At 46.0% G+C, this 10,124-nt stretch carries 11 protein-coding genes; 3 read left to right on the top strand and 8 right to left on the bottom strand.

The genetic code is table 11. The features are described 5' to 3' along the window. Positions 1-296: 296 nt before the first annotated feature. Together DSM107010_RS35185 and ald are read right to left on the bottom strand one after the other, a co-directional pair. Entirely contained in the window at positions 297-1,169 is an 873-nt protein-coding gene (locus DSM107010_RS35185; protein ID WP_127025197.1) for an MBL fold metallo-hydrolase, read from the bottom strand. Positions 1,170-1,592: 423 nt separating this feature from the next. After that, positions 1,593-2,684 (bottom strand): alanine dehydrogenase, encoded by a 1,092-nt coding sequence (gene ald, locus DSM107010_RS35180; RefSeq protein WP_106171107.1) that lies wholly within the window; start codon positions 2,682-2,684, stop codon positions 1,593-1,595. A 50-nt stretch (positions 2,685-2,734) separates the two neighbouring features. Here ald and DSM107010_RS38025 point away from each other — a divergent pair, with 50 nt between their 5' ends. The 3 genes from DSM107010_RS38025 (at position 2,735) to DSM107010_RS35170 (ending at position 3,745) form a co-directional block, all read left to right on the top strand. Further along, positions 2,735-2,932, top strand: coding sequence for a hypothetical protein (locus DSM107010_RS38025; RefSeq protein WP_146138866.1), 198 nt, complete (start codon positions 2,735-2,737; stop codon positions 2,930-2,932). 152 nt (positions 2,933-3,084) lie between these two features. Then, a complete protein-coding gene (locus DSM107010_RS35175) occupies positions 3,085-3,258 on the top strand; it encodes a chlorophyll a/b-binding protein (protein WP_015154741.1) in 174 nt (57 codons plus the stop codon). 187 nt (positions 3,259-3,445) lie between these two features. Continuing rightward, positions 3,446-3,745 carry a hypothetical protein gene (locus DSM107010_RS35170; protein ID WP_015154740.1) on the top strand — a complete coding sequence of 100 codons (300 nt, stop codon included), beginning with the start codon at positions 3,446-3,448 and terminating at the stop codon, positions 3,743-3,745. An 80-nt stretch (positions 3,746-3,825) separates the two neighbouring features. Here DSM107010_RS35170 and DSM107010_RS35165 read toward each other — a convergent pair whose 3' ends face one another. From DSM107010_RS35165 to DSM107010_RS35140, 6 genes are all read right to left on the bottom strand, one after another. Then, a complete protein-coding gene (locus DSM107010_RS35165; RefSeq protein ID WP_015154739.1) occupies positions 3,826-4,416 on the bottom strand; it encodes a TetR/AcrR family transcriptional regulator in 591 nt (196 codons plus the stop codon). A gap of 95 nt (positions 4,417-4,511) precedes the next feature. Beyond that, on the bottom strand, positions 4,512-5,381 hold the full coding sequence (locus DSM107010_RS35160) for an ABC transporter ATP-binding protein (protein WP_015154738.1): 870 nt from the start codon (positions 5,379-5,381) through the stop codon (positions 4,512-4,514). A gap of 112 nt (positions 5,382-5,493) precedes the next feature. Then, a complete protein-coding gene (ntrB, locus tag DSM107010_RS35155) occupies positions 5,494-6,330 on the bottom strand; it encodes a nitrate ABC transporter permease (RefSeq protein WP_015154737.1) in 837 nt (278 codons plus the stop codon). A gap of 8 nt (positions 6,331-6,338) precedes the next feature. Beyond that, positions 6,339-7,940, bottom strand: a complete 1,602-nt coding sequence (locus tag DSM107010_RS35150) for a CmpA/NrtA family ABC transporter substrate-binding protein (protein ID WP_106169485.1) — start codon at positions 7,938-7,940, stop codon at positions 6,339-6,341. A gap of 118 nt (positions 7,941-8,058) precedes the next feature. Continuing rightward, positions 8,059-9,213, bottom strand: coding sequence for an acyl-CoA dehydrogenase family protein (locus DSM107010_RS35145; RefSeq protein ID WP_181246489.1), 1,155 nt, complete (start codon positions 9,211-9,213; stop codon positions 8,059-8,061). 198 nt (positions 9,214-9,411) lie between these two features. After that, a complete protein-coding gene (locus DSM107010_RS35140) occupies positions 9,412-9,954 on the bottom strand; it encodes an OsmC family protein (protein ID WP_015154734.1) in 543 nt (180 codons plus the stop codon). Positions 9,955-10,124 lie beyond the last annotated feature (170 nt).

Genomic DNA, 10,124 nt, shown 5'->3' with positions numbered 1-10,124 from the left:
GCCGTCTTTAGATATCCATCCTCATGGCTTGCCAGCTCTACCTCCTACTATTTTTTGAGCCGTCGAACTCACGTTGTTAAGGGGGGTTGGGGGGATCTTCCGTGGCGCAGTCCGATCAAAATGGTATCACCAGTCACCAGTAGACCTCCTGCGTGAATACTTGAATTGTCATCCACACGCGAAGCGAAACATCTGGGAGATTATTCACTACACTGCGTTGCGTACCCTTCGGGAAGGCTTCGCCAACAGAATGACATCCATGATTTTTTGATTCATGCAGGAGGTCTAGTCACTAGTCACTGTTGTTCCATCCACTCAATACCTTCTTTGACTTTATGCCGCATTGTTGCTGCATCTGCATGATAGCGGCGACCGTGACCGGGTAATACCCATTCAAAAGAGTAATCTAACAAGCGATAGGTAGACTTAATCAGTTCTGACCAAGAATACCAGCAGACACCTGGAAAACCTGCTAATATTTGGTCGGCATCATCCCAAGCGATATGATCGCCTGTAAATAGAAACTTGTCTTTGTAGAGTAAAACTGTATGCCCTTTGGTATGACCAGGAACGGGAATAACTAACAAATCGGGCGCTAATCGATCGGGTTCTGTACCAGCAATCTTAATTTCTACGTTGCGCGTACTGCTGGAAATTTCGTCTGTATGAATAACGCGATCGCAACCAAAACGATCGTGATATTTTTGATGATCGGCAACATCATCGCGGTGGGTGAGATAGATATACCGAATTCCCCCCATTTCTTCGATTCGTTTTACCAACGGCGGCGTAAAACGGGGCGAATCTACTAATACGTTGCCCTCTGGACGCACAATCAAATAACTCGCTGCCCCATAGGAATTTTCAGCATGATAGCCGCAGTGATAGACATTTTCAGCTACTAAAATTGGAAAACTTTCTTGTGCAGATTTGATATCTTTTGGCTTTTCTACCGTACCAATTGAACTGGTAGGACAAGCAAGTAAAGCTTGTAGCGCCTTCAGTCTTTCTGTTTCATTTGTTGGTTGATGGAAAACAATCGATTGTTCGCCAGTACGGTTAAATACTTCTGGAGTCATCCAACGACAAGTATCGCAATCAATACAGGTGGTATCGACGTAAAAATCCCCATCTGTATTTTGAGGGCGACGCAAGTTTATATGAGCCATATCAAACCTCTTTACCCATAGCCCAATTCCTAGCTAGGTCATGGCGGTTAATTACATCATAGTCATTATGAGTATGAATTAACATTAAATCTCTTGCAAAAGCCCCTCATAATCTGCGCTTATCTGCGTTTATCTACGTTCTTATCTGCGTTTGAATTTACAAAACACTTACTTTTGCAAGAAGTCTATTGATTTGTAGGGGCGCACAGCTGTGCGCCCTTACGAATTGATTGCGCCCCAATACATCGCAGGTTTTGATTCGATCCCCCCTAGCCCCCCTTAAAAAGGGGGGAATCATAGCCCCCTTTTTAAGGGGGTTGGGGAGATCTCCAAGGACTATGCGCTCTAACCGAGAAGTATTGGATTGCGCCTTACAAATTGATTGTGCCTTTACGAATCGATCGCGATCGCGGAAAATTGCTACTAACTCACCAAATCAGGAAACACCTGCTGCACGGCGGGATGGACTAGGCGATGATTTTGCACGTTAACACCAGCCGCTAAGAAAGGATTAACTTCCACAGCTTTCAGACCCAAATTTGCCAATTGCAACACGTATGGTAGGGTACTGTTATTTAATGCCTGAGTTGCCGTCCAAGGGACAGCCCCAGGCATGTTAGGAACACCATAGTGGACGACTCCCTCTTCTACATAAACTGGGTTGGTGTGAGAAGTTGGGCGTAAGGTTTCAATACAACCGCCTTGATCGACAGCAACATCTACAATCACCGCACCAGGATGCATTTGTTTGACTAAGTTGCGCGAGACGAGAATTGGCGCTTTACGTCCAGGGACTAAGACAGCACCGATGAGTAAGTCAGCTTGAGAGACAACAGCTTCAATCTGAGCGGAATTACTGTAAAGCAGCTCTACTCTAGAACCAAATATAGTTTCTAAGTAGGATAGGCGATCGACGTTGACATCTAAAATTTGTACGGCTGCACCCATTCCAACGGCAATTCGCGCCGCTTCCGTACCGACAACACCACCACCCAAAATGACAACTTTACCAGGTCTTACGCCTGGTACGCCGCCTAAAAGAACGCCCCGTCCCCCCTGCTGGCGTTCGAGAAACCGAGCGCCAAACTGCACCGAGAGACGACCTGCAATAATACTCATGGGAGTGAGTAAAGGCAGTTTGTTGTTACCAGGTTGTTCTACAGTTTCGTATGCGATCGCCGTTACGCCACAATCAATTAAATGTTCGGTCAAAGCGCGATCGGCTGCTAGATGCAAGTAGGTAAATAATAATTGCTCTTTTTGCAAAAATTTATATTCCGGCTGGAGTGGTTCTTTCACCTTCACCACTAATTCTCGATTCCATGCAGCTTCTGGAGTGGAAACGATCTGCGCTCCGGCGAGCTTATAGTCTGTATCGGTAAAGCCAGCCCCCGTTCCAGCTTCAGTTTCAACAAAGATAGCGTGACCGTTTTCGTGCAGTACTCGCACGCTAGAAGGACTTAAACCCACCCGAAATTCTTGGTCTTTTGTTTCTTTGGGAACGCCTATTTCCATGTGCTTTTCTTTTTGCTTTTCTTTTGGTTGGATACTCCTATATCTAGCTTATGCTTGACAACTCTCATCTTGTGTGTAAAACATTGCGATCGGCTTTTTCAGTTGTCAGGAAGCAGGGAGCAGAGGAAGCGCAAGGTCGCGCTTGGGAGAATTTAATTCCGAATTCCGAATTCTCCTCACGCACCACTCACCACTCAACTACCAACTACCCATTACCCATTCCAAACTCTAAGTTACGATTTTCTTAACACTAGCTTGCAGAAAAAAGTGTCAAAATATATGTAATATGGTTAAAAATTGTAAACAAACATCGCGCTAGCTTCTCCAGAAGTTGTTAGACTTTCGAGGCTATTATCAACCGTGAGCTTTAGTAAATTCGTGTAATTCAAAGGATAAAAACATGACTGCCCAACCTCAACCAACAACTACACCTAGACTAGAAGAACCGAAGTTTGGCTTCAATGAGTATGCCGAGCGTTTGAACGGACGAGCGGCGATGATCGGTTTTTTATTGATGGTGGCGATCGAAGTTGTTACCGGACACGGCGTACTAGCTTGGCTGGGCTTGAAATGATTATCTAGCAGAAGTGCCGCTTGTATTGCTAGATATAGCGTTGACAGCAATAAGTTATGTGGGTGAGGTATATTGGTAGTACCTACAGAGCAAGATAGTACCTTAAAATACAAGCGGCTTTGAGCAGTAGGTCTTAGAATTATATCCAATCTGAGATAATAGCTGAAATAAAAGTAACCATATTGAAATGAACGCCGCACTACCTAGATTTTTGAAGTCAGCATATAGGAAAGAGCCGCTACCTGCCTTTTTGATCACGATTGGGGTAGTTAATGCAGTTATCGGCGGGTTTGGCGATCGCTGGTCGCTATTCACGCTCGGATTGGGAACTGTAGGAGTTGCGATCGCCCTCCGATGGTGGATAATTTCGCAGAAGCGACAGCCAGAAGCACCTCAACCCGTGGCTCAGCATTACTTACCCTACCACTCTTCTAATTCAGAACTACCACCATTATCTGCACCCAAGCAGAGAAGACGCAGGGAATAAGTCAAAAGTTAAAAGTCAAAAGTCAAAAGTCAAAATTTACCTCTTGTCTCTCGCCTGGCTCACTGACCACTGATAACTAGTCACTGTTTAAGTGCTGCTTTTAACATTTGCCGCACGTTGTCAAAACCACGTTGTAGGCGATTGGGATGATTGTATAAGCGTCCTAACAATAAAGTGCCTTCGATCGCATTCATCAGTTGTTCGGCTAAATTATCGGGATCGATATCAGAACATAACTGAGTTTGTCCTTGACGCAGTAATTGAGCGATCGCGAAATGCCATTGGTCAAACACCTGGATCAGATGTGTTTGAAATGATGTATCATATTTTGCTAAATCGACAATTAAGTTACCTAAGAAACAGCCGCCACAATCTGGTTCGGTAAGGTGTTTTGCTTCTAGGCGGTCGATTATCCACACCAGTTGTGCGATCGGATCGCTAGTATGTTCGGCAGCAGGCTTGATGATATGAGTCTTAATTTGCTGCCACTTATAATCAATCAGAGCGTGGGCTAATTCATCTTTCGACTGAAAGTAATTGTAAAAACTTCCAGATGAAGTACCGCTGACGCTAAATAATTCTTTGAGTCCCGTAGATTGAAACCCTTGATGATGAATCAGATCTAAAACCGAGGCTAAAATATCTTCGCGAGTCCGTTTCAGGTTAACCATTTAATCAGTTATCAGTTATCAGTTATCAGTTGTCGGTTACTTACGACTTACGCTTCTCCCTTGTCCCCCTTGTCTCCCTTGTCGTTGTCATAAACCTACACCCGCAACTCCTCAACAGCGCGGGTTTCGCGAGATAGGTGTAATTCTAGTTCGGCTTTGAGTTCGTGATAGGCAGGGTAGCGATCTAGACTTTCGCGCTTGCGGGGACGGGGGAAGGGAATATCGAGTACTTCGACAATTTGAGCGGCGGGACCCCGACTCATCATTACGATTTGATCTGATAGTAACAAAGCCTCTTCAATACTGTGGGTAATCAGAATTGCGGTTTTGTGTTGTTGCTCCCAAATTCGCGCAATTTCATCTTGCAAAAAACCCCGCGTTAATGCGTCTAAAGCACCAAATGGCTCATCCATCAACAGAATTTGCGGATTAATTGCCAAAGCTCTGGCGATACCGACTCTTTGCTTCATTCCTCCCGATAATTCATGGGGATGTTTCTGTTCTGCACCCCGCAACCCGACTAGATCGATATATTCGCGCACGATCTGTTTTTGCCGATCGCGAGACATCTTAGGATAAACCGTTTCAATTGCAAAGCGGATATTTTCTGCTACAGTCATCCAAGGCATCAGAGAATAATTTTGGAAAACGACACCGCGATCGGGACCTGGATGATGAATTGCTGTCCCATTCAGCATTACCACACCGCTAGTAGGTGGAGTCAAACCAGCAATAATGTTTAGTAAAGTTGATTTACCGCATCCAGAAGGACCGATAATTGAAACAAAGGTATTCGCTGAAATTTCTAAATTAATCTCAGCGATCGCAATATAATCCGGCGAAGTACGACGCAATAGCCGATCTACTAAGCTCTGTCTCCCAGGAAAGACCTTAAACACATCCTTCAGCACCAACTGAGTCGTGTCTTTAAGCGTAGGATCGAGTGTATCAGTATAGGAAATCATATTTGTAATGGGTAGTTGGTAGTTGAGAGGTGGCTGGTGGCTAGTGGCTAGTGGCTAGATTCTTTTTTTCGGTCTAGTCACCAGTCACTAGCCACTCTCTATTGGTAACTGGTCACTGACCAAAAGACACCCAACTGTGTAATAGTCCCAAGAGGCGATCGAGGAGAATTCCTACTAATCCGATAACGACGATCGCGGTGATGATGCTGGTGACATTGAGGTTGTTCCACTCGTTCCAAACAAAGCTACCGATACCCGTACCACCGACAATCATCTCGGCGGCGACTATTACTAACCAGGAAATACCGATACTAATTCGCAATCCTGCTACGATTTGAGGTGCGGCTGCTGGTAAGATGACTTTGGCGATCGTCCGCCAGCGAGATGCTCCTAGAGTCCGTGCTACGTTGAGGTAGTCGCGAGAAACGTGGCTGACACCAAATTTGGTATTAATTAACGTGGGTGCAATGCTCGTAATTGCAATTACGAACAAGGCTGTTGCTTCAGAACTTTTGAGGATTGCTAATCCTAATGGCAACCATGCTAAAGGAGAGACGGGACGTAGCAGTTGAATAAACGGATCGACGGCTTTGGAAACGACTTCTGATAATCCGATCGCAATACCTAGAGGAATAGCGATCGCGGAACCAATGAGAAACCCGATCGTGACTCGTTGTAAGCTTGCTAGTAGGTGCAACCCAATGCCCTTATCGTTGGGACCGTTATCGTAAAACGGATCGACGATCCAACTCCAAAAGTCGGCGATCGTCCGACTGGCAGCAGGCATCACAGGAGAAAATAGCTTCAATTGCACTCCCAATTCCCATACGAGTAACAACGCAGTTAGCAGTAAAAAGAATAAAATTGTGGCTTGTAAATTGGGATTTTGGAGCCAAGGATGAGCTGAGAAATGCGATCGCTGCTTGGATAATCGTCGGGAGTTGTCCACTATTACCTCTAAACCTTGAACTGTTTTTTCTGTTCTTGTAAATAGGCTTCAACTTTACCAGGGTCAAAGTCACCATTTTTCAGTTTTTCGATCCGCGTAGACTCCGCAGGTGGATTTTGTCCCAATTCTTTCGCCAGTTCCCTTGCTAAATCTGTCATATAGACTTGGGTGGCAATTTCTTCATATTTTGCCTTTTCTGTCGGCATTAAATCCCAGCGTACCATTTGAGAAGAAATCCACTTGGCAAAGCTTTTCCACGGATAGGGATCGAAGCCAATCCGATCTGGTACGTCTAGTGTTTGTCCTAAACCATTGTCAAATTTACCCGTCAGCACGGCTGTAAGAACTGGTTCCGGCTGGTTGAGATACTTGCGTTCGGACATTGCCTTGGCGACTTCCTGACGGTTTTCGGCGGCGTTGGCGTGTCCGGCGCTATCGATAATCGCTTTGTTAACGGCGCGGAAGGTATTCGGGTGGCGATCGATCCAACTTTGGCTAGCGGCAAACGCACAACACGGGTGTCCTTGCCACAGATCTTTGGTGAGTAAGTGAATGAAACCAATTTTCTCAAAGATTGCCCGTTGCCCGAAATTATCAGGCATCAGGAAAGCGTCAATTTGTCCTGCTGCCATTTTTGCGACTGAATCTGGCGGGGGAACGATTTCTAGTCTTACGTCTTTGTCTGGATTCAATCCCCCCGATGCGAGGTAGTAGCGCAGTAACAAATTATGCATCGAGTAGGGAAAAGGCAACCCGATAGTCATGCCTTTAAAATCTGCCGCAGTTTTGACTTTATCTTGATGTTTGCCGGCAACTGCGATCGATTGTCCGTTGATGTTTTCAATACTGGCAAGTCGAATCGGGAAGGCAGAAGAACCCAAACCCAAAGTCATCGCAATTGGCATCGGAGACAGCATATGATATGCATCAAGTTCGCCGGCGATCGCAGATTCTCTTACTGCTGCCCAGTTTGGCATTTTCTTCAGCGTTACGTTTAACCCATGTTTTTTAAAAAATCCCAGCGGTTCGGCGGCAACGATGGGAATCGAACAGGCGATGGGAATAAAACCAATTGTTAAATCGGTTTTTTCTAACTTACTCGTAGCTGCGGCATTTGTAGAAGTTGCGTTTGGTGCTTGCGAGTTATTGTTACTGACGCAACTTGCAGCCGTGACAACTGCGGCGGCGGCGGCAACTTTAATTAAAAAATCGCGGCGGCGAAACTTGCTTAGACGGAGTGCATCGTTAAAAAACTGGGTTGAGCGATCGCCAAAGGCAGCCGCAAAAGCCTCTTCTAATCCTCCGGCAAGCTGGATCAAATCGTAGCAGATCTGGCGTTGTCCTGGTTCGGCGCGATCGAGCATCTGGAGTACCAGAGTCTTTCTGATTTCGGCTTGAGTTAATGCCCGTGCAAACTCTAAAGTTTCTCCTGAGTAGTGTCCCATTTTACACAGGTCGTCCACCAAATCTGCTGGATCTTGGGGCATTCCTTCTAGAAATTTTTGATGATCTGCAGCGATGTGCGAACCACCACAAGGACAGTTAGCGTTAGCGGAGCTTAACGAAGTTATCGTATCTAAATAGCTAAAAGACTCTAGTAGAGCCATCATAATTTTTTGTTGTTGGTTGTTGGTTGTTGGTTATTAGTTGTTAGTTGACGGTTGACGGTTATTATCTTCCTTGTCTCCCTTGTCTCCCCCCTCTCCCTTGTCTCCTATTTTTTGACTTTTAACTTTTAACTTTTGACTTCTCCATGTCGTGTAACATTTTTTTCAACTGTTTTAATGCTGGGGTGACGATCGCGACGAAGTATGATTCGCGTAGTTTTCTTTCGGCTATTCCACCGTGTAAGTAGCCTCTTGCGCCTACATGTAGCATGGCGGCGTTTGCTGCCCGTAAGGAGAGTTCTGAGGCATCAATTCGGGCTTGAATGACTTGTTTTAGTAAGGGGCGATCGCATCCTTGTTGGCTCATCTGGGTGGCGATCGCGTAGGTTTTCTCGCGGGTCGTTGCTAGACTAGCAGCTAGGTCTTCTACTTGGTCGTCTAGAAAGCGGTTGACGTGTCCGTAGCGTTGATTTGCCCGTTCCATAATTTGGATGCAACTAGCTACTAGACCTAAGCCCATGCCAACTTGCGTCAAGATAAACCCAGGACGGATACGATTGACGTATTCTTCGCAGGGGGCGGCGAGAATTAATTCATCGGGTACGAAGACATCGCGGAAGATACAGCTGTAAGTATTGCTACCCTCTAAGGCGATGAAATGGGCGTTGCAACGCAGAGTCAGTCCTGTGAGTTCGTCGGAAACGATCGCCATGAGGTAGTCATCGCTATCTGCTAGTCTTGCAGCAATGCCAAAGTGATGTCCTGCACCTAAGTTGGAAACCCAAGGTAGCATCCCGTTGAGTACGTAACCTCCAGGTTGACGTTCGGCAACCAAAGCGATTTTCTCAATTCCAGCAAAGTGTTTCATTGGGTTGGATAAACCCGTGCCACCTAAAACTTTACCTGTAGCGACTAAGGGGAGAAGGTGCTGTTTGAGGTAGGTATTGTCACTATTCTGCATGTACCAGGTGCAGGCTATCTGACACCAAGTCATAAACCCAGTACACAAGCACTCTTGGGATATAGCTTCGATCGCTTGGACTGCTGCTTTTAAGCCGTTGCCAGCACCGCCATATTCTACCGCAACCGCCTGCCGATAACCACCCAATTCCCCTACTAGGTGCATGAAGTCACGGGGATATTGTCCTTTGAGATCGATGTCTGCAACTTGCGGTGCTAATTGGGTCGCGATCGCTTTATGCAATTCTGCCAGCATGGTTTCGGGTGCTTGCGTCTTTGCTACTGCGCGATCGGATAGATTTGAAACTGCTTGCATACTAGATACTAGAATTCCTGAGCGACAACACAAACTCATGTATATTTAAATTTCTTAACATTATGACTTGCTGAGATTGGCAAGTCTGTCTTCTCAGTATCAATTTGCGCTCAATTCAGAGTAGAGACGCAATAACTTACGTATGCATCTCTACACAAATATCTGCTACCTCTGTGACTGTCCTCTGTGTTCTACTGCTCACTTAAGAGCAACATCTACATTTACGGGTAAGCGAAATGTGTTGGCAACTGGCGACCAAAAATTTGCATGAGCCACTAGATCTTCTAGTTCCTCTTTGCTAGCATCTCCTTCTAAATCCACTTTGACGCGGACATCGGTGAATCCCAACCGCTTCTCTGCTAAGTCACCAATTCCCCAGACACCCGTGATATTGATGTCACCTTCTAGTTCCAGTTCTAGCTTTGTGAGAGTAATTCCCCGCATGACTGCGTTAGCATGAATGCCCACCGATAAGCACGAACCCAGACAGGCTAGCATTGCTTCTGATGGATTGGGTGCTGTGTCTTGTCCTAGCAGGGTGGGAGGTTCGTCAATAACGTGTTCTGGTAAGTCTCGAACGTAGGTTAAATTGCGAAATTGTCCTTCACAAACCGTCTTCACCTTCAAGGACTTGACAACATTAGGATTTGCCTTAGCAGTCACCGCTAATTTCTCTAGCCCTTCTTTACTCACCGGACGCAGCGGCGCTTTTACTTCTGCCTTGACAGTAGTTTCAGTCATAGCCCTGACTCAATTAGAATGTTCTATCTAATTCAACCAGACTTTGTTTGGTAATGCAGTACACTAAGTTACCAAATGAGGGGAGCAGGGGGACAAGGGGGACAAGGGGGACAAGGGAGAGGGGGACAAGGGGGACAAGGGGGACAAGGGGGACAAGGGGGACAAGGGGG

Origin of the sequence: Chroococcidiopsis cubana SAG 39.79, assembly GCF_003991895.1 — a bacterium.
In the GTDB taxonomy this organism is placed as follows: Bacteria; Cyanobacteriota; Cyanobacteriia; order Cyanobacteriales; family Chroococcidiopsidaceae; genus Chroococcidiopsis; species Chroococcidiopsis thermalis.
Note: the sequence above shows the minus strand (reverse complement) of the source record. Positions and strands in the feature narration are given on the sequence as shown.

Excerpts from the sequence above, each read along its gene's own strand:
- DSM107010_RS35185 (WP_127025197.1), bottom strand. The coding sequence starts at position 1,169 with ATGGCTCATATAAACTTGCGTCGCCCTCAAAATACAGATGGGGATTTT.
- ald (WP_106171107.1), bottom strand. The coding sequence starts at position 2,684 with ATGGAAATAGGCGTTCCCAAAGAAACAAAAGACCAAGAATTTCGGGTG.
- DSM107010_RS38025 (WP_146138866.1), top strand. The coding sequence starts at position 2,735 with ATGCTTGACAACTCTCATCTTGTGTGTAAAACATTGCGATCGGCTTTT.
- DSM107010_RS35175 (WP_015154741.1), top strand. The coding sequence starts at position 3,085 with ATGACTGCCCAACCTCAACCAACAACTACACCTAGACTAGAAGAACCG.
- DSM107010_RS35170 (WP_015154740.1), top strand. The coding sequence starts at position 3,446 with ATGAACGCCGCACTACCTAGATTTTTGAAGTCAGCATATAGGAAAGAG.
- DSM107010_RS35165 (WP_015154739.1), bottom strand. The coding sequence starts at position 4,416 with ATGGTTAACCTGAAACGGACTCGCGAAGATATTTTAGCCTCGGTTTTA.
- DSM107010_RS35160 (WP_015154738.1), bottom strand. The coding sequence starts at position 5,381 with ATGATTTCCTATACTGATACACTCGATCCTACGCTTAAAGACACGACT.
- DSM107010_RS35150 (WP_106169485.1), bottom strand. The coding sequence starts at position 7,940 with ATGATGGCTCTACTAGAGTCTTTTAGCTATTTAGATACGATAACTTCG.
- DSM107010_RS35145 (WP_181246489.1), bottom strand. The coding sequence starts at position 9,213 with ATGCAAGCAGTTTCAAATCTATCCGATCGCGCAGTAGCAAAGACGCAA.
- DSM107010_RS35140 (WP_015154734.1), bottom strand. The coding sequence starts at position 9,954 with ATGACTGAAACTACTGTCAAGGCAGAAGTAAAAGCGCCGCTGCGTCCG.